An 18,406-nucleotide genomic window follows, 5' to 3' on the forward strand; every position below is an offset into this window, starting at 1 on the left:
GCCGACGGGCTTATACCCCCAGCTTGTCCCGCAACCGGTAGTAGGCCGCGCCCATGGCGGTAAACGGCACCTGGAAGCGACGACCGCCGAAAAACGGCAGATGCGGCAGGCTGGCAAAGGCATCAAACCGTTCGGCTTGGCCCTTGAGCACTTCCGCCAGCAGCTTGCCGGCCAGATGGGTACAGGTTACCCCGTGGCCGCTGTAGCCCTGCATATAGTAGACATTCGGCTCCAACCGCCCGAACTGGGGCAGCCGTGACAGGGTCAGCAGGAAGTTGCCGCTCCAGCGATAATCGATGTTGATGTCCTTAAGCTGCGGGAAGGTTTGCAGCAGCTTGGGTCTTACCAGCCGCTCGATATCGTCCGGGTCGCGTGCGCCGTAAACCACGCCGCCGCCATACAACAGCCGGTTGTCACCGGTCAGGCGGAAATAATCCAACAGATAGTTGCAGTCTTCCACACAATGGTTGTTGGGGATCAGGCTGGCCGCCTGGGCTTCACTCAGCGGTTCGGTCACCACTATCTGGGTACCGCAGGGCATGGCCTTGGCTGCCAGCTTGGGCTCGAGATTCCCCAGGTAGGCGTTACCGGCCAGCACCATGAACTTTGCCTGTACGCGGCCATTGGCCGTGTGGGCAACCGCCGGATCCCCATACTCGATGCGGGTCACCGCCGATTGCTCGAACAGCCGGCCCCCCAGCTTGCGGATGGCCTCGGCCTCGCCCAGAGCCAGGTTCAAAGGATGGATATGCCCCCCCCAGTGGTCCAGCAGGCCGCCCTCATAGGCTCGGGTTTCCACCTCGGCGCCGATGCCTGCCTTGTCAAGCAGCTCCAGTCCGGTATGGCCATAGCGTTCCCAGTTGGCTTTCTGATGTTGCAGTTCACCCAGCTGACGCTTATTGAGGGCGGCAAAGATACCACCCGGCTTGTAGTCACAGTCGATCTGGTACTGGGCTATCCGGCTGCGGATGATGTCGCCGCCTTCAAACATCATGCTGCCGAGCATACGAGCGGTATCATGGCCATAGCGGGACTCGATGACGTCGATATCCCGGCTGTAGGAATTGACCAGCTGGCCGCCGTTGCGGCCGCTGGCGCCGAAGCCGATACGGTGGGCTTCAAGCAATACCACATCGAAGCCGGCCTCGGTCAGGAAGAGGGCGGTGGACAGCCCGGTATAACCGCCGCCCACCACACAGACATCGCAACTGATGGCTTCGGTGAGTTGGGAGTAGGGCGCGTGCCGGTTGGCCGAGGCCGCATAATAACTGTTTACGTGTTCCATGATGATGTCCTTAGTCCAGGGCCAGCCAGGTGGTCTTGAGTTCGGTAAATTTCTCCAGGGCATGCAGGGACTTGTCCCGGCCATTGCCGCTTTGCTTGACGCCGCCGAAGGGCACCGTCATATCGCCGTCGTTATAGTTGTTGATGAATACGGAGCCGGCCTTGAGGCGGCGCGCCATGCGGTGCGCCCGGTTCAGGTCCCGGGTCCAGACGCCCGCGCCAAGGCCGTATTTGCAGTCATTGGCCAGTGCCAGCGCCTCCTGCTCGGTGGTAAAGGTGGTCACCGCCAGCACCGGACCGAAGATTTCTTCCTGAGACACAGCCATATCGGGACGAACCCCGTCAAGCACGGTCGGCCCCATGAAATTACCGGCCTGCTCCCGGCCATCGAGCGCCATCAGGGCGCCTTCGTCCAGACCTTCGCTGATATAGCGGCAGACGCTGCCGTGGTGATCGTTATCGATCAGGGTGCCCATGGTGGATTCGGGATCCAGGGGATCCATCGGCCTGAAGTCGGCGGCGGCCTTTTTCAGCTCGGCCAGGAATTGCTCCTTGATGCTGTGTTCGATCAGCAGGCGGGTGCCGGCAATACAGACCTGGCCCTGGTTATAGAAAATACCGGCGGCGGAAGCACGGGCGGCCTTGGCCAGATCCGGACAGTCGGCGAAGATAATGTTGGCGCTCTTGCCACCGGCTTCCAGCCATACCCGCTTCATGTTGGAACGACCGGCATATTCCAGCAACAGACGCCCTACCCCGGTGGAACCGGTGAAGGTCAGGCAATCGACATCGCCATGCAGGGCGAGAGCCTTGCCCGCCTCGTGACCATAGCCTGACAGGATATTCAGCACACCGTCGGGCAGGCCGGCTTCCTTGGACAGCGCCCCCAGCCGGATGGCGGTCAGCGACGATTTCTCGGAAGGTTTAAGAACCACAGAATTTCCCGCCGCCAGCGCAGGGCCCAGTTTCCAGCAGGCCAGCAACAACGGAAAATTCCACGGCACTATGGCCGCCACAACCCCGATCGGCTCGCGACTGATCAATGCTAGGGCCTCGTTACCGGTGGGGGCAATTTCGCCGTAGACCTTGTCGACCGCTTCCGCATACCAACGAATGGTACGCACCGCACCGGGGATATCATCCCGCAGGCTGTGACGGATCGGCTTGCCGGTATCCAGGGTTTCCAGCAAGGCCAGCTCTTCCTTGTGCTGCTCCATCAGCTCAGCCAGGCGCAGCAGTACCTGCTTGCGGGCAGAGGGAGACGCCTGGGACCAGTCGCCCTGCTCGAAACGATGGCGAGCGGCGCGCACGGCGGCATCGACATCCACGTCCCGGGCCCGGCTGATCTGGGCCAGGATCTGTTCATTGGCGGGATTGATCACCGGGAAACGCCCTTCATCATCAGCTTCCTGGTACTGGCCATCGATAAACAGCCGGTGCTCTATCTTGAGCCCGTCGGCCTTGCTTGCCCAATAGGCTCTGTCTTGGTATTCCATCATCATCTCCCTGCTTTTCTTAAAAGTTGGCCGGAGTATGGGCGCTGATAATGCGGCATACCCGATCGGATTTATTGGTGAAGTTATGGGGCAGACCGGTATCGATCACATAGCTCTGGCCGGCCGTCACCGTATAGGTCTCGCCATCGACAGTCAGCTCTATTTCCCCCTCCAGCACGGTACCCACCTCTTCCCCCTGGTGTTTCAACAAGCCGCCGGTGCTGGTACCGGCCTCGTAGGTTTCAATCAGGAAACCCAGGCCCCGGCTATTGTCGCCGTTGTGCACCAGCTTGAACGATACGCCCCTGCTGCCGATCTCGATCAGCTGTTCCGGGTTGACCACCACCTGGGAGCGCTTGGGCTGCGCCTGCTCGGCAAAAAAGGCCGACAGGGACATGCCATAGACTTTCAGCAGCTTCTGCAGGGTGCTGACCGCCGGGCTGACCTTGTCCTGCTCTATGGTGCTGATGGCACTGTGGGTCAGGCCCGAGAGTTCGGCCACCCGTCGCTGGCTGAGGCCCATCTGCTGACGTATCTGAGCCAGTCGGCTGCCCGGCGCCAGGCCGGTATCACGGGCGGCAGTCATTTTTGCTCCCGGTATTGGCGGCAGGCACCAATAAAACCGTCAAACAGAACACGGGACAAGGGATTGTCGCGGCTCTGCCACTCCGGATGCCACTGCACGCCGAGGGCGAAGGGATGATCGACCAGCCGTACCGCCTCAACCAGACCATCGGGGCCATGGGCCTCTGCAACCAGCCGCGAGCCGAGGCGTTTCACCCCCTGCATATGAAGGGAGTTCACCCTGTGTTCGGTGGCGCCGCCGAGCCGGGCAAGCAGGCCGTCGGGCACCACAGTGACGGCATGGGCATGGCCATATTGCGCCGTCAGGGGTTGCGTCTTGTCTTCCCGGTGTTCGATAAAACCACCCGCCTCGTGCAGGCGGCGATGCAGGCTCCCGCCGGTGGCCACCACCATTTCCTGAAAGCCGCGACAGATCCCCAACAGCGGCATTGCCAGCCGTCGGGACTCATCTATAAGCCGGAAACTCAGGCGATCCCGCCCCGGATCCACATGGGGTTCATCGCCGGTCTCCCCATAGTGATGGGGTTCTATATTGCTCGGGCTGCCGGTCAGCAAGACACCATCCAGCAGCGGCAACAGCTGCTGCAGGTAATGCTCATCCTGCAGCAGGCCATGGACCAGCGGCAGCGGAACGGCGCCCGCATCAAGCAGGGCATTCAGGTATTTATCCTGCACCGTATGGGACGGGTGGCCCTTCACCGGCTGCCGGCACATGATGACACCGACCACAGGAACGTTTGATATATCAACCATCTGCTTTTTGCTCCCCTGCTCTATATTTTGAACGAAAAACGTAAATTCATGGGATAGTGTTCAATATAATGAATAAATCTAGCACCAAAAATTTTTCACCTCAATAATATTTAACACTTGCAAAACAAAATAAACAAAACTATGTTGCTAGTGGTGAATATTATCAACACTCAAAAATAGCGGTGCTATCATGCAAGCAGAACTTTTAGAACAGACTTCAACAACATCGATGCCGTTGCCCGAAACGACAGCCGAGGCCAGCAAGTTTGAGAAGGAAGTGGCTACCTATCTGGCCAGTTATCCCGAGACCCAATATGTAGATGTACTGCTTACCGATCTGAACGGCATTTTCCGCGGCAAGCGGATGCCGGTATCGGCCCTGGAGAAACTGGAAGCCGGTTGCTTCTTTCCCGGCTCGGTATTCGCCATGGATATGCGCGGCAATGTGGTGGAGGAAACCGGTATTGGTCAGGATTTGGGCGAGCCGGATCTGCCCTGCTTCCCCATCCCCGGTACTCTGGTGCCCTCGGCCAGCGACCCTGAGCTGGTGGCCCAGGTATTGCTGACCATGAGCACCGAAGACGGGCAACCCTTTCCCCTTGAGCCGCGCAACGTGCTGGCCCGGTTATGGAACATGCTCAAGGCCCGCGGGTTGCACCCGGTGGTGGCGATGGAAGTCGAGTTTTATCTGGTGGACAGGGAGCGGGACGAAGAAGGGGGACTGCAGCCACCACGCTCCCCGCTGACCCAAAAACGGGATACCCACAGTCAGGTATATTCGGTAGACAACCTCAACAATTTCGCCGATATACTGGCAGAAATCGACCACCTGGCGGAACTGCAAGGGCTGCCGGCGGATGGCGCCGTCGCCGAGGCCGCACCGGGGCAGTTTGAGATCAACCTGTTTCACACCGACGATGTGCTCGCCGCCTGCGATCAGGCCCTGGCGATAAAGCGCCTGATCCGTCTGGTAGCCGAACAGCATGAAATGGACGCCACCTTTATGGCCAAGCCCTATGAGCAGCATGCGGGCAGCGGCCTGCATGTGCATATCAGTGTGGTCGATGAAGCGGGGAATAACCTGTTTGCCGACGCCGGCGGGGAAGACTCGCCGCTGCTGCATCAGGCCCTGTCCGGCCTGCTCGGCCTGATGTCCGACTCCATGGCCCTGCTGGCACCGAATATCAACGCCTTCCGCCGTTTCCAGCCGGGCATGTATGTGCCGACCCAGGCCTCCTGGGGACACAACAACCGCACCGTCGCCCTGCGTATTCCCTGTGGTGACGACGACGCCCGCCGTATCGAATACCGGGTGGCCGGAGCCGATGCCAACCCCTACCTGGTGATGGCGACGGTGCTGGCCGGAGTGCTCCATGGCCTGGACAATCGCCTGCCCTTGCCCGCGCCCGTGGTCGGCAATGGCCTGGAGCAGGAAGGCGTGCCCTTCCCGACCCGCCAGAGTGAGGCCCTGCAGATATTTTCCGCCAGCGAGCCGATGAAACGCTATCTGGGTGAAGAGTTCGTACGGGTGTATCACACCTGTAAATATGATGAACTGATCGAGTTTGAGCGCCGGGTGACCGACATCGAGCTGGAGTGGATGCTGAAAAACGCCTGAGGCGAATCAAGATGCGACAATATACAGCGGCGTTATTCATAAGGAAGTGATGTGTCAAATCCCATCGGCAGATGGGGTGATATTGCAATAAAAGGAAGAAGCTAATGAGTCAAGATAACACCCTGGCCCTCGGCCGGAATGAGAAATGGCCATCCCTGTGGATCGGCCTGGCGGTTTGTGCGGCAGCCATGGTCGGTTTTGCCTTACTGGGGCTGAATCACCAGGAAGGCAGCGGTTACGGCTTTTTGAGTCTGCTGCCGGCAACCGCAGTGATCACCATGGCGGTGCTGACCCGCAAGACGGTGGAGTCCCTGCTGGCGGGCAGCCTGGTAGGACTGCTGCTGATCGATCCGACGGATCTGGTAAGCCCGCTGGCCGATGTCACCCTCAAGGTAATGATGGATGAAACCATCGCCTGGCTTATCCTGGTGTGCGGCATGATGGGCGGGCTCATCAACCTGCTGGCCAGGGGCGGCGGCGTCTTCAGCTTCGGCAGCGTCATGACCCGGCTGATCCGCTCTCGGCGGGGCGCCATGGTCAGTACCGTCGGTCTCGGTCTGGTAGTGTTTATCGATGATTACCTGAATTCGCTGGCGGTCTCCTCGTCGATGAAGAAGATCACCGACACCTACAAGATTTCCCGGGAGAAGCTGGCCTATATCGTCGACTCCACCGCCGCCCCCATCTGTATCCTGGTACCGGTATCCACCTGGGCGGTATTTTTTGCCTCCCTGCTGGAAGAATCGGGCGCGACCGACGCCGGCCAGGGCATGTCGCTGTATATCCAGAGCATCCCCTACATGATGTATGGCTGGGCCGCCCTGCTGGTGGTGGCGCTGGTCGCCTTCAATCGCCTGCCCGATCTGGGTGCCATGAAGCAGGCCGAAGCCCGTGCCCGCGCCGGTCAGCCGATCCCCGATGGCTGGCAGGACGAAGCAGAGCAGGCCCCCAACCGGCCGGTGGCGACCTGGTTGAGCCTGCTCAACTTCCTGCTGCCCATGCTGGTACTGGTATTCGCCAGCGTCTATTACGAGATCGATCTGCTCAAAGGGGTACTGGTGGCGCTGGGCTTTACCATGTTGCTCTATTCGGCCCAGCGGCTACTGTCCTTTACCGAGCAGGTAGAGGCGACCCTCGACGGCTTCAAGGTGATGCTCCATCCCCTGGCCACCGTCTGCGCCGGTTTTATCCTGAAGGAAGTCAACGATCAGCTGGGCATGACCAGCTATATCATCGACACCGTCACCCCGATCCTGACCCCGGCACTGCTGCCGGCGCTGATCTTCCTGGTGATGGCGGCGGTGGTATTCAGCACCGCGTCCAGCTGGGGAGTCTTTGTGATCTCCCTGCCGATAGTGGTGCCCCTGGGAATGGCCATGGATGTGCCCATGCCGCTGGTGGTGGGTGCCCTGCTGTCGGCCTCGGCCTTCGGCAGCCACGCCTGCTTCTTCAGCGATTCCACCGTGCTGTCGGCACAGGGGGCCGGCTGTAACACCATGGATCACGCCCTGACCCAGCTGCCCTACGCGCTGATCGGCGGCGCGCTGACCCTGACGGCACTGCTGATCGGCGGCTTCTGGCTGACCTGAGCCATTCTCAACACACCAATAAAAAACGCAAACCCGGGCCAAGGCCCGGGTTTTTTGCCATCGTCAGCCCCCTTTTGATTCGGAGCCAAGGGAACCGTCACTTTAAATCCACTCCCAACGGCTATTGCGATGCGGCAGGAAAGCGCACCAGCGGCTCGACAGGCTCCTCTCCGGGAGGCACATAGGCCGGCGCCGGTTCCCCGGTCGGCCCCAGGTGCTTGATCAGGCTGTAGATGGCTCGCAGATCCGAGTCCGTCATGTCTCGCAGCGCAAACCAGGGCATGGGCGGGCGCAGTTGCCGGGTCCTGGCCAGCCGCAGCCATTCGTCGACGGAGATCCCCTGCACATAAAGGCGCAGGTTGGTCGGATAGGTGGTGCCCCAGTCACCGTGCCAACCCAGCCGCTCCCCCGCCAGCCACTGCGCTTCAGGAATCATACCCCCACTCTGGGCATAACCGGCCGTATGGCAGTCGTTACAACCGGCTATTCTCACCAGGTACCTGCCGCGCTCAATCAACTCGACATCATCGCCGTCCATACCCTGGGCCAGGCTCTGCCCAGCCGCCGTTATTGCCAGCAGGGCCGTGCCCAGCATCAAAGAGGAAAACCTGCACATCATTGCTCTCCCATCGGCGAACCACCCTGCCGCGGACCACCACAGTCCCGGCCATCAGGGTGTCCCACCCGATAAGCATAGCCCGGCACTCGATGCCGGCCCTCCTGAGGGATAGGGACCACCCTTTATATCAATCAAAGGGCCTCTTGCGAGGCCCTGATGACAGCATGACTCCTTACCGGGTTTTCAGCTGAAGGCGATGGCTTTTAACCGTTCGGATCGCAGCAGGGACTTCGCCATGGCGAGGCACATCAGCACCATCACCAGCGAGAATGGCAGGGCACCGATAATCATGGCCTTCTGGATCGCCCCCAGGCCGCCGGCGAGGATCAATGAGCCGACCACCAGCGTGAGGATCCCGCCCCAGACAATCCGGTGCCTGGGCAACGGTTCATTGTTGCCACCGGCCATGATGGTATTGAGTACCAGCACTCCCGAGTCGGCCGAGGTCACCAGGTAGGTGATGATCAGGATGACGGAGACGATTTTAATCAGTCCGCCGAGCAGGCCGGAGTCCAGCAGATCTATGGTCACGAACAGCACTGAGGCAATATTCTCGTTCACGGCGGCCATGATGGCCCCCCTGGCGGCACCGCTCAGCTCGAGATCCAGCCCGGTACCACCGAGGAAGACATACCAGGCAAAACACATCAGGGTAGGCACCAGCACACAGCCGAGCACGAACTCACGGATGGTGCGACCTCGGGAAATTCGGGCCAGGAACAGGCCGACAAAGGGCGCAAAGGCAATCCACCAGGCCCAGTACAATATGGTCCAGCTGGTCTGCCAGGCCCCCAGTTGCGACTGGGTATCCCATACCGAGAAGGTCAGCGGCCCCAGGTTCATGACATAGTCGACCAGGCTGGAGCCGAACAGCCGCAGGCTGAACAGGGTCGAACCGAACAGCACAAAAAACGCCAGCAAGAAGATGGACAGGCAGATATTGATCTGGCTCAGCCATTTGACCCCGCGCTGTACCCCGCTCATGGCGGAATAGGTGGACAGGCTCATGACCACCAGCAACACCAGCACCAGTGCCAGTGCCGATGGGGCGCCGTTGCTGCCCATCAGGAAGTCAAAGCCGGTGATAAACTCGACCCCGGAAACCAGCTGGGTAACCCCCGCGCCCATGGTGGTGGCCACGCCCAGGGTAGTGGCCACCACGGCGATGATATCCACCAGATGCCCCAGGGGGCCATTGAGGCGATCGCCAAACAACGGCTGCAGGGTGGAGCGGATGGTCAGTGGCAGGCCCTTGCGGTAGGCGAAGTACGCCATCGCCAGCCCGGCCATGACATACACGGCCCAGGCATGCAGCCCCGTATGCAACAGGGTATAACGCATCGCGCTGGGCACGGCAGCCGCGTTGGCCCCCTCAGCCCCCGCCAGTATCAGGGCCGGGTTGCTCTGGAAGTGATACAGGGGCTCGCCGATGGAATAGAACATCACCCCCACGCCCATACCGGCACTGAACATCATCGCAATCCAGGAGAAAAAGGAAAACTCCGGCGTCTCGTTATCATTACCAAGCTTTATCTTGCCGAAACGGCTGATGCTGACCGCCAGGCAGAAGATCAGGAACAGGCCCACCGAATAGATATAGTAGGAATTGAATGACGCCAGCAGCAGGGTGTTGATCCTCCCCAGCAGGCCGACGGCATGGTCGGGCAGGGCCACCGTATAAATCACCAGCAGGGTAATGATGGCCTTGCTTGTCAGGGTTACCACCGGGTTCAGCCCGGTGTAGAAACCGGACTTCGACAGCCCGATGGTTAACTCGCTCGTTTTGGACATGATGCTTACCTCTATCCTTGGGTCTTTTCCATCCATGGGTCCGGGGCCACAGCCATGATAAGGGCCGGGCCATTGCGGACCTGTGATACCTGTGTTACTTCAGCAGCGCTTCCTCGAAAGGGAACCGCGACAAGATTTCTATCCCGGTTTCGGTGACCACTATCTGCTCCTCCAGCTTGACGCCTTCGCTGCCCCCCTGCTCGCCGATATAGCTTTCTACACAGAGTGTCATGCCGGGCAGGATCACCCCGTCGTAGCCGGCCTGGGGGTAATCGGCATGATGATACAGATAGGGATATTCTCCTGTCATACCGACCCCATGGGCGGAAAGGTAATACCGGTTGGCATGGTATTTTTCCGGAATATTCCAGGCTTTTTCCGAATATTCACGGAAACTCATGCCGGGTCGGATAATATCCAGGTTGTTGCGCACCTGCTCGTAGGCCACCTGATACAGGGTGCGCTGCTGTGCCGTGGGCTTGCCGGGGCCGGAATGAAAGGTGCGGGAAAAATCCGAATAATAGCCGTGGCAGCCGACCACATCGGTATCCAGGGCAATCAGCTCGTTCTCTCCGATCGTCCTGCTGGCGGTTTCCTGGAACCAGGGGTTGGTGCGCTGGCCCGAGCTCAGCAGCCGGGTTTCACAGTAATCGCCATTCTGAGCGATCACCGACTGATGCAGCACGGACCACAGCGCGTTTTCGGTAATGCCGGGGCGAATCGCCTCACGCAGCTTGCCGACCGCCACTTCGGTGGCGCGCAATGAGGCGATCACGCATTTCAGCTCCTCGTCGGACTTGATGCAACGGGCCATCTCTATCGGCTCCTGGGCATCCACCACCTCAACCCCCAGGCCGGCCATGGCGATGGCGGCCCCGGCGTTCATCCGCTCCATGCCCACCCGGGCTCCCGGGCCCACCAGCTCGGAGATGGTGGCCACCATCTCCCTTGCCCACTGCTTTTCCCGCGCCACCAGCTCAGGCCCGGCGGCAACGAAACTGGCGGTCATCGAAGGGCGCACTTCGTCGATGGTTTCAAAGCCCTGTCCCAGGTGCTCGCAGCCGGTGAACTCGAACAGGATATTCCTGTGGGCGGTCACCAGCAGGTAGCGGGATGGGGTGTTGCGGGCACAAAAAATCTGCATGTTGCGTGCCCCGCAGGTATAACGGATATTGACCGGGTCAGAAATGATCAGGGCCCCTATCTCCCGTTTCTGCATTTCGGCGCGAACCCGGCCCAGCCGGTAACGGCGAACCGCCGCGAGATCTATCCCCAGGCTTTCCGGCGCCCGGTCCAGCAAGCGGATACCCGAGAGGTCGGTGCGTTCGGCGTGCCAATCAAGAGTCGTCATCATTCATATCCCTGATGTTGTTGAAGTTGCCCCGCAGAACCGGCTTCAAGGCAGCTGGCACCATGATAACCTGCCCTCATAAGGCAATTAGCCGGTGCCAACAAAGGGTGCCACGTGTTACTTTTCGGGGTGAATCGAGTATATGAAGCGGCCACAATGCTGTATATAGGCTGTTATTTCATCACCAAGGATAACTTTTAGTTATGAAGAGTCTTCGGCATCGCCTGCCCCCGCTGAACAGCCTGATGGTGTTTGAGGCGGCGGCGCGCACCCTGAGTTTTACCCAGGCGGCAAAGGAGTTGCACGTTACCCAGGCCGCCGTCAGCAAGCAGATAAAGTTTCTGGAACAGCACCTGGACTTCGCCCTCTTTGAGCGTCACGGGCGTAAGGTCAGCCTTTCCAGCCGGGGAGAAAAGCTGTTGCAAAAGGTGAGCACCTCGCTGAACTACCTGGCCGATGCGGTGGACGAGCTGACCGAGGCCGATCCCGTGCGCACGGTCACGGTGGCGGCCAACACGGCCATGTCCCATTACTGGCTGAGCGGCGCCATCAATGACTTTTACCAGCAACACTCGGGATATCCCCTGAACATCAGGGTCATTACCTCGGATCATACCCCGGAGCTGTTCGGTGACGAGGTCAACCTGGCCGTCGTCTATGACCAGGGCAGCCGCCCGGGCTGGAGTATGCACGAGCTGTTTGCCGAAGAGCTGTTTCCGGTGGCCAGCCCCGACTACCTGCGCCGGCATCCCTCCGATGACGCCAGCCCCGAGGCCCTGTTATCCCACCAGTTACTTGAATACGAACGGATCGAGCCGAACTGGATCAATTGGCGAATCTGGTTTGAGGCCCTGGATCTCGATATCCCCAGGTTCAGGATCAGTCGCTATTTCAATAACTACATTGTGTTGATCGACGCGGCGGAACGGGGACAGGGCGTCACCCTGGGCAGCCGTTACCTGCTGGATAACAAGCTGCGAAGCGGCTCCCTGGTTCGCCTGACCGAGTTCAGCATGCACTCGGGGCGCAGTTACTTCCTGGCCGTCAATGAGGCCCGCCCACAGACAGAAGAGGTACGGCTGATACATCAATGGCTGGTCGGCTACCAGCCTTGATGACAACACATACGTTTTCCTGATGGCAAAGCGCTGGATGGGAATGGACGCCGGGAATATGTAAAAACGGCAAACCGGTAAAATACTGGCCTGCCGTTTATCCAACTGGGTTCGCAGGGGCCTGTAAACCTGGTCCCCTCCACCCTTGTGATGCTTTGCCTTACAGCATGCTCATCACCAGCTTGACCAAACCGCTAAGCCCGAACAGGGCCAGCAGGCTGATGCCGTAGAGACCGGCGAACCAGCGCCACTGCCGCTTGTTGGGTTGCATCAGTAGCCCTCCTCGAAGTCTTCCACCTTGCCGGCGAAGATGCGATAGCCCCACAGGGTATAGGCGCAGATCAGCGGCAGGAAGATAAAGATCCCCGGCAGCAGGAACAGCAGGCTGGAGTCGGGGGCGCTGGCCTGCCACAGGGTCAGCTGATGGGGGATCAGGTAGGGGAACAGGCCCACCACCAGGCCGATAAAGCCCATAATGAACAGCCCCACCGCCAGCCAGAAGGGACGGGTCTCATGGGGCTTGCCGTCCAGATCCCGGTACAGCAGCCAGCCGAGCAGGCCGCTGAGCAACGGCAGCGGCGACAGCCACAAGAAGTTGAGGCCGTCGAACCAGCGGGCCCGTACCTCGGCATTATCCACCAGGGTCCACAGACTGACGATCACCAGGATAGCCATGATCGCCACCACCAGCTTGCGGCCCAGATGGGCAGCCCGGGCCATGATGGCGCCGCGGCTCTTCAGCACCAGGTAGCAACAGGCCAGCAGGGCATAGGCCACCAGCACCGCAAAACCGGTAAACACCGAGAACGCCGACAACCAGTCCAGGGTGCCGGCCTCGCCGACGCCCCCTTCCACGCCCTGCACCACGGCGCCCAGGATCAGCCCCTGACAAAAGGCCGCCACCGTGGAACCGATGAAGAAGGACAGATCCCACCAGGGCTTGGATCGATGAGACTTGAAGCGGTATTCGAACGCCACGCCCCGGAAAATCAGCCCGATCAGCATGATGATGATGGGGGTATACATGGTCGCCAGCAGCCCGGAGTAGGCGGCGGGAAAGGCCGCGAACAGCACTACGCCGCCGAACACCAGCCAGGTTTCATTGCCGTCCCACACATGGGAGATAGAGCGCATCATATGATCCCGTTCTCCCTCCCCCTTGAACCAGGGATAGAGGATACCCAGCCCCAGGTCGAAGCCGTCCAGCACCACGTACATCAGCACGGCAAAGCCGAGCAGCAGGTAATAAAACAGCGCTAAATCCATGTTATGCCTCCGCCTTCTGGTGTTTGATGTCCTTTACCCATTCCAGGGCAAAGCCGGGGGCATTCACGCCGATCAGGTGCTGCTCCAAATGCTCCCGATCCGGCGGCCCCTTGCGGATCAGCTTGGCCATAAAATACAGATACACGCACAACAGCAGACTGTAGGTCAGCACAAACAGGGTGAGCGAGAACAGCACCCGCTCCGCCGGCAACGGCGACACCACCTCCATGGTGCGCACCAACCCCTGTACCAGCCAGGGCTGACGGCCCACCTCGACCACATACCAACCGGCCAGCGTGGCCAGCACACCGGCCGGTATCATCAGGTTGACCAGGGCCAGGAAGCCCCGATGCCGACACCAGCGTTCCTTGCGCCGCAGCAGCAGGCCGAGTAGCGCCACCCCTATCATCAACACGCCCAGGCCGACCATCACCCGGAACGAATAGAACACCAGCGGCACATTGGGACGCTGGTCGGCAGGCACCGACTTGAGCCCCTGTAGCTCGCCGTCCAGATCGTGGGTCAGAATAAGCGACGCCAGCTTGGGTATGGCAATTTCAAAACGGTTGGTCTCGGCTTCCATATCGGGCACGGCAAACAACAGCAACGGCACACCAGCTTCCTGTTCGGGCCAGATGCCCTCCATCGCCGCCAGCTTGATCGGCTGGTGCTCTTTCACGTTAAGGCCATGATAATCGCCCACCAGCGCCTGGACCGGCGCCAGTATCAGCGCCGCCCACAGGGCCATCGACAGGCCTTTTTTGGCGAAGGCCCGGTTCCGGTTGTGCCGCAGGTACCAAGCGCTGACCCCGGCCACCACAAAGGTGCCGGTGAGCAGCGCCGCCAGCAGCATATGCATCAGCCGGTACGGCATGGAGGGGTTGAACACCACCTCCAGCCAGCTGGTGACCTCGAACCGGCCATCGACGATTTCATAGCCGGCCGGGGTCTGCATCCAGGAATTGGCGGCGATGATCCAGAAGGCCGAGATCCAGGTGCCCACCGCCACCACACAGGTGGCGAAAAAGTGCAGCTTTTCGCTGACCCGCTGCCAGCCGAACAGCATGACGCCGAGGAAACCGGCCTCCAGGAAGAAGGCGGTCAGTACCTCATAGGCCATCAGCGGCCCCAGCACAGGGCCGGTGATCTCGGAAAAACGGGAAAAGTTAGTGCCGAACTCGTAGGACAGCACAATGCCGCTGACCACTCCCATACCGAAGGTGATGGCGAACGGCTTGATCCAGAACTTGGCCAGCTGGAAGTACAGCGGATTGCGGGTCTTCAGCCACAAGCCTTCCCAGATGGCGATGGCAGTGGCCAGGCCGATGGTGATCGACGGAAAAATGATATGAAAACTGACCGTAAAGGCGAACTGGATTCGCGACAGTATGGCGGCATCTAACTCCATTACTCCCCCTTAACGACGATGGTAACGGTTGATTAACGCAGGCAGGGTAGCCAGCAAAAGCACGATAAAGATGGCAGAAAACTCAATTACTAACGCAGTCATATCCATGATAAGTCATTCCTTTATCTGATGATGACCACTCAAATGCAGAAACCATGCCATAAGCACCATCACTCTGCCCTGCCTTGCCCTGGATCAAAAAAATGGCGAAAACTTGCCCCGACCGACAACAAGGTTTACAGTTCCCGGGCTGTTAAGTGTCAACAATGTTTACAGGGTGGAACCGGATCATGGCGCTGGATATTGCCTTCGAAGTGATGATGATACTGACCAGCGCCTGCGCCCTGATGGTGTCGGCCTGGCTGTTTTCGCGAGCTCGCCGCCAGCGCAGCATGAAGGCGCTGGCCGGTTTCGGCATTATGATGGCACTCTGGTGCGCCGGTCATGTCGCCGTCTTTCACGGCCTGGAGACGCTGGGCACCGCGCTCATCCTCACTAATCCACTGATGCCGACCTTTTTCCTCGACTTCGCCATCGGCTTTGTCAATCAGGGGGCGGGCAGCCGCTCCTGGCTGAACTGGCTGGCTCGCCGGCGGGGCCTGCTCTACTCGACCAGCCTGCTGGTGATCGTGCTGAGCCTGCTGCTCACCGGCGGCAAGGTGATCGAATTCGGCCACTTCCGTCATTATTTCGTATTCCAGAGCGCCGGCTGGTTCAATATTGCCTACACGGTCATCATCGGCATATTGGCCCACGCCATCCTGCTGTGGGGCTTCAGCATCCACAGGGGCAACCGCCGCCGCTCTATCGCCGCCATGTTTGTCGCCGGAGCCTGGGGCCTGCTACTGGCCACCAGCTTTATCTTTCCCTCCCTCGGGCTCTATTGGTACCCCTACCCCATGCTGCTGCTGCCTTCCTACATAGTGCTGCTGGTCTACGGGGTGGTGCGCTACCAAATGCTCGAGATCAATGCCTGGGCCAACCGGGCCCTGCTATGGACCCTGATGACACTGCTGGTGCTGGGCCTGATCGCCCTGCTCAGTTCGCTCGCCGGACAATTCGGCATGCAGGCCCTGGCCAATGTGCCCAAATGGCAGCTCTGGCTCTATTCCATGCTGATGCTGACCCTGGCGGTGGCTCTGTACCAGCCGGTTGGTAAACTGGTCGAGCGGCTGATCTATCCGGGCATTCACCTCAACGAGCAGCTGCTCGACACCTGGCTGGCCCAGTTGCGTCAGGCCAACAGCTGGCCGGAGCTGGCAACCATCGCCGAAACCCTGATCTCCCGCCAGATGGGCCAACCCATCTCGGTGCACCTTTATCAGCAGGGAGAACCGCTCACCCATAGCCCTGACACCCTCCCGTCCCCCCGCCTGAGCTGCCATCATCAGTCCCAGGGTTGGCGCTCCCAGCTGGCGGGATGGGACGACGTCACCCCCGGGCTGCGCCTGGCCGCCGAGGTATTCGCCTCCCTGCTGGCTACCCGCTGCGGCGTACTTGAACGCTCCCTGCAACTAGCGGAAGCCGAACGCAAACGGCTGGCCGAGCAGCACCTGGTCGAGCTGGGCGGCCTGTCCGCCGCCATGGCTCATGAAATGCGCAACCCGCTCAATATTATCTCCATGGCCTCGGCGGGCCTGGACGCCGATCGCAAGGCCATGATCCAGAGCCAGCTCAAGCGTGCCGACCGGCTGATCTCCGATATGTTGTCCTATTCGGGCCGTATCCAGATCCAGCGCCAGCCGGTGCGGCTGAAAGCATTGATCGACAGCCTGAGTCAGCAGTTTGACTGGCAGCTGGCCCGGCTCGAGTGCACCCTGCCCGCCGATCTGGTCGTTAACGCCGATCCCTACCGGCTGCAGCAGGTATTTACCAACCTGATCGACAATGCCCTGGCCTTTGTCCGCAACCAGGACGGCGGCATTATCCGTATCGAGACAGGAGAGCGTGTCGGCAGCATACGGGTGCATAACAATGGCCCCACGCTTGCCCCCGAGATGCGCCACAGCCTGTTCCGGCCCTTTGTCAGCAAACGCAGCGGTGGCAGCGGGCTGGGGCTGGCCATAGTGCGCCGCATCATGGATGCCCATGGCGGCCGAATCCGTTACCGTAACGATCTGGGCTGGAACGTCAGCTTTGAACTGCTTTTTCCCGAGGATGACAACACATGAACCTGCCGCGCATACTGCTGATCGACGATGAACCTGCCTTTTGCACCCTCTGCGGTCAGTGGCTGAGCGCCGCCGGCTATCAAGTGGAAACCGGCGCCGAGCTGTCTGCTCTTGAAACCCGGCTACAGACATTCGACGCCGATCTTATTCTGCTGGACCTGTCCCTGCCGCCCCACTTCGATCCCATGCACACCCTGGCGGCCCTGCCCCGCTTTGCCGACCGGCCGGTGATCATCCTCACCGGACACGGCGAGCGGGAACTGGCGCTGGAGGCCCTGCGTCAGGGCGCCTGGGATTTTCTCACCAAACCGATCGACCCGGACATGCTGGCGGTGGTGGTCAAGCGGGCGCTGACCAAGCATCAGCTGGCCCGGGAGCTGAGCACGCTCAAGCAAAACCTGGGCAAGACATCCGCCCTCAATACCCTGATCGGCGCCTCGCCGTCGATGGAAAATATTCGCGCCCTGGTACAACGCATCGCGCCCACCGATGTGCGGGTACTGGTGACCGGCCCCTCGGGCACCGGCAAGGAAGTGATCTCAAAAGCCATCCACGATCTCAGCCAACGTGCCGGCGCCCCTTTTATCTCGGTACACTGCGGGGCCATTCCCGCCGAGCTGCTGGAAAGCGAGCTGTTCGGCCATACCAAGGGGGCCTTTACCGGCGCCGACAAGGCCCGCGACGGCCTGCTCAAGCTGGCCGACGGCGGTACCTTGTTTCTGGACGAAATCGGCGAAATGCCGCTGGCCATGCAGGTGAAATTGCTACGGGTGCTGCAGGAAGGTAGCTTTTACCCGGTGGGCGGGCGCACCCTGGAAACCATAGATGTAAGGCTGGTGTCGGCCACCAATGCAGACCTGCCCGACAAGGTGGCCAAGGGCGAATTTCGTGAGGATCTGTTCTATCGCATCAAGGGGGTGACCATAGAGACCCGCCCCCTGGCCGAGCGCCCCGAGGACATCCCCCTGCTGATCAGCCATTTTCTCGAACAGCAGAACAACGCAGGCACCCCACCTGGTCTGCGCCCCGATACCCAGGCCTTTGACTGGTTTATCCACCGTGACTGGCCGGGCAATGTGCGCGAACTGAAAAGTGCCCTCGACAGCGTGGCCGCCATCGCCCAGGGCAACGTCATCAGCCTGGAGGATATAGCCCTGCTGTATCCTGATGCCCAGCCGCAAGCGACCCCGTCCCTCGCCCGCCCGGGCGACAGCCTGGATGCCCAGGTGCGGGCGCTGGAAATAACGCTTATCAGCGACGCCCTGGCCCGGTTCGATAACAACCGCACCCACGCCGCCCAGGCCCTAGGCCTGTCGCGCCAGGGACTGCTGAAGAAGATAGAGCGCTATGGGCTGTAGGC

The 18,406-nt window shown here is 60.4% G+C and carries 14 protein-coding genes; 5 read left to right on the forward strand and 9 right to left on the reverse strand.

Annotated elements, in window-relative coordinates; genetic code table 11:
* Nucleotides 1-10 precede the first annotated feature (10 nt).
* From DCS96_RS10125 to puuD, 4 genes are read right to left on the reverse strand one after another with little or no spacing between them, the layout of a single operon-like run.
* Nucleotides 11-1,288, reverse strand: coding sequence for an NAD(P)/FAD-dependent oxidoreductase (locus DCS96_RS10125; protein WP_116474603.1), 1,278 nt, complete (start codon nucleotides 1,286-1,288; stop codon nucleotides 11-13).
* A gap of 7 nt (nucleotides 1,289-1,295) precedes the next feature.
* Entirely contained in the window at nucleotides 1,296-2,780 is a 1,485-nt protein-coding gene (gene puuC / locus DCS96_RS10130; protein WP_116474148.1) for an aldehyde dehydrogenase PuuC, read from the reverse strand.
* Between the two features lie 19 nt (nucleotides 2,781-2,799).
* A complete protein-coding gene (gene puuR, locus DCS96_RS10135; RefSeq protein WP_116474149.1) occupies nucleotides 2,800-3,366 on the reverse strand; it encodes an HTH-type transcriptional regulator PuuR in 567 nt (188 codons plus the stop codon).
* Nucleotides 3,363-4,118 (reverse strand): gamma-glutamyl-gamma-aminobutyrate hydrolase, encoded by a 756-nt coding sequence (puuD, locus tag DCS96_RS10140; protein ID WP_116474150.1) that lies wholly within the window; start codon nucleotides 4,116-4,118, stop codon nucleotides 3,363-3,365. The genes puuR and puuD overlap by 4 nt, the downstream gene beginning before the upstream one ends.
* Before the next feature lie 190 nt (nucleotides 4,119-4,308).
* Between puuD and DCS96_RS10145 the strand changes: the two genes are divergently transcribed.
* A complete protein-coding gene (locus DCS96_RS10145) occupies nucleotides 4,309-5,736 on the forward strand; it encodes a glutamine synthetase family protein (protein WP_269801896.1) in 1,428 nt (475 codons plus the stop codon).
* A gap of 104 nt (nucleotides 5,737-5,840) precedes the next feature.
* Nucleotides 5,841-7,325, forward strand: coding sequence for a Na+/H+ antiporter NhaC family protein (locus DCS96_RS10150; protein WP_116474152.1), 1,485 nt, complete (start codon nucleotides 5,841-5,843; stop codon nucleotides 7,323-7,325).
* Nucleotides 7,326-7,446: 121 nt separating this feature from the next.
* On the opposite strand, the gene DCS96_RS10155 is transcribed toward DCS96_RS10150, so the two are convergent.
* From DCS96_RS10155 to DCS96_RS10165, 3 genes are all read right to left on the reverse strand, one after another.
* Nucleotides 7,447-7,944 carry a hypothetical protein gene (locus DCS96_RS10155; protein ID WP_198649991.1) on the reverse strand — a complete coding sequence of 166 codons (498 nt, stop codon included), beginning with the start codon at nucleotides 7,942-7,944 and terminating at the stop codon, nucleotides 7,447-7,449.
* Between the two features lie 183 nt (nucleotides 7,945-8,127).
* Nucleotides 8,128-9,735, reverse strand: a complete 1,608-nt coding sequence (locus DCS96_RS10160; protein WP_116474153.1) for a BCCT family transporter — start codon at nucleotides 9,733-9,735, stop codon at nucleotides 8,128-8,130.
* 94 nt (nucleotides 9,736-9,829) lie between these two features.
* On the reverse strand, nucleotides 9,830-11,086 hold the full coding sequence (locus tag DCS96_RS10165) for a M24 family metallopeptidase (RefSeq protein WP_116474605.1): 1,257 nt from the start codon (nucleotides 11,084-11,086) through the stop codon (nucleotides 9,830-9,832).
* Between the two features lie 203 nt (nucleotides 11,087-11,289).
* On the opposite strand from DCS96_RS10165, the gene DCS96_RS10170 reads away from it, so the two are divergent.
* On the forward strand, nucleotides 11,290-12,201 hold the full coding sequence (locus DCS96_RS10170) for a LysR substrate-binding domain-containing protein (RefSeq protein WP_116474154.1): 912 nt from the start codon (nucleotides 11,290-11,292) through the stop codon (nucleotides 12,199-12,201).
* Between the two features lie 270 nt (nucleotides 12,202-12,471).
* Here the strand turns inward: DCS96_RS10170 and DCS96_RS10175 are convergent, their stop codons facing one another.
* Together DCS96_RS10175 and DCS96_RS10180 are read right to left on the reverse strand one after the other, a co-directional pair.
* Nucleotides 12,472-13,467: a cytochrome d ubiquinol oxidase subunit II gene (locus DCS96_RS10175; protein WP_116474155.1), complete on the reverse strand. Its 996-nt coding sequence runs from the start codon at nucleotides 13,465-13,467 to the stop codon at nucleotides 12,472-12,474.
* 1 nt (nucleotide 13,468) lies between these two features.
* Nucleotides 13,469-14,875, reverse strand: a complete 1,407-nt coding sequence (locus DCS96_RS10180) for a cytochrome ubiquinol oxidase subunit I (RefSeq protein ID WP_116474156.1) — start codon at nucleotides 14,873-14,875, stop codon at nucleotides 13,469-13,471.
* Nucleotides 14,876-15,165: 290 nt separating this feature from the next.
* Between DCS96_RS10180 and DCS96_RS10185 the strand changes: the two genes are divergently transcribed.
* Together DCS96_RS10185 and DCS96_RS10190 are read left to right on the forward strand one after the other, a co-directional pair.
* Nucleotides 15,166-17,046, forward strand: coding sequence for a sensor histidine kinase (locus DCS96_RS10185; protein ID WP_116474157.1), 1,881 nt, complete (start codon nucleotides 15,166-15,168; stop codon nucleotides 17,044-17,046).
* Entirely contained in the window at nucleotides 17,043-18,404 is a 1,362-nt protein-coding gene (locus tag DCS96_RS10190) for a sigma-54-dependent transcriptional regulator (protein ID WP_116474158.1), read from the forward strand. Before DCS96_RS10185 ends, DCS96_RS10190 begins: the two co-directional genes overlap by 4 nt.
* Nucleotides 18,405-18,406 lie beyond the last annotated feature (2 nt).

The organism is Zobellella maritima, assembly GCF_003075035.1.
Taxonomy (GTDB): domain Bacteria; phylum Pseudomonadota; class Gammaproteobacteria; order Enterobacterales; family Aeromonadaceae; genus Oceanimonas; species Oceanimonas maritima.

Coding starts and splice junctions, on each gene's coding strand:
- DCS96_RS10150 (WP_116474152.1), top strand. CDS start 5,841: ATGAGTCAAGATAACACCCTGGCCCTCGGCCGGAATGAGAAATGGCCA.
- DCS96_RS10180 (WP_116474156.1), bottom strand. CDS start 14,875: ATGGAGTTAGATGCCGCCATACTGTCGCGAATCCAGTTCGCCTTTACG.
- DCS96_RS10145 (WP_269801896.1), top strand. CDS start 4,309: ATGCAAGCAGAACTTTTAGAACAGACTTCAACAACATCGATGCCGTTG.
- puuD (WP_116474150.1), bottom strand. CDS start 4,118: ATGGTTGATATATCAAACGTTCCTGTGGTCGGTGTCATCATGTGCCGG.
- DCS96_RS10185 (WP_116474157.1), top strand. CDS start 15,166: ATGGCGCTGGATATTGCCTTCGAAGTGATGATGATACTGACCAGCGCC.
- DCS96_RS10160 (WP_116474153.1), bottom strand. CDS start 9,735: ATGTCCAAAACGAGCGAGTTAACCATCGGGCTGTCGAAGTCCGGTTTC.
- DCS96_RS10165 (WP_116474605.1), bottom strand. CDS start 11,086: ATGACGACTCTTGATTGGCACGCCGAACGCACCGACCTCTCGGGTATC.
- DCS96_RS10190 (WP_116474158.1), top strand. CDS start 17,043: ATGAACCTGCCGCGCATACTGCTGATCGACGATGAACCTGCCTTTTGC.
- DCS96_RS10155 (WP_198649991.1), bottom strand. CDS start 7,944: ATGATGTGCAGGTTTTCCTCTTTGATGCTGGGCACGGCCCTGCTGGCA.
- puuR (WP_116474149.1), bottom strand. CDS start 3,366: ATGACTGCCGCCCGTGATACCGGCCTGGCGCCGGGCAGCCGACTGGCT.
- puuC (WP_116474148.1), bottom strand. CDS start 2,780: ATGGAATACCAAGACAGAGCCTATTGGGCAAGCAAGGCCGACGGGCTC.
- DCS96_RS10175 (WP_116474155.1), bottom strand. CDS start 13,467: ATGGATTTAGCGCTGTTTTATTACCTGCTGCTCGGCTTTGCCGTGCTG.
- DCS96_RS10170 (WP_116474154.1), top strand. CDS start 11,290: ATGAAGAGTCTTCGGCATCGCCTGCCCCCGCTGAACAGCCTGATGGTG.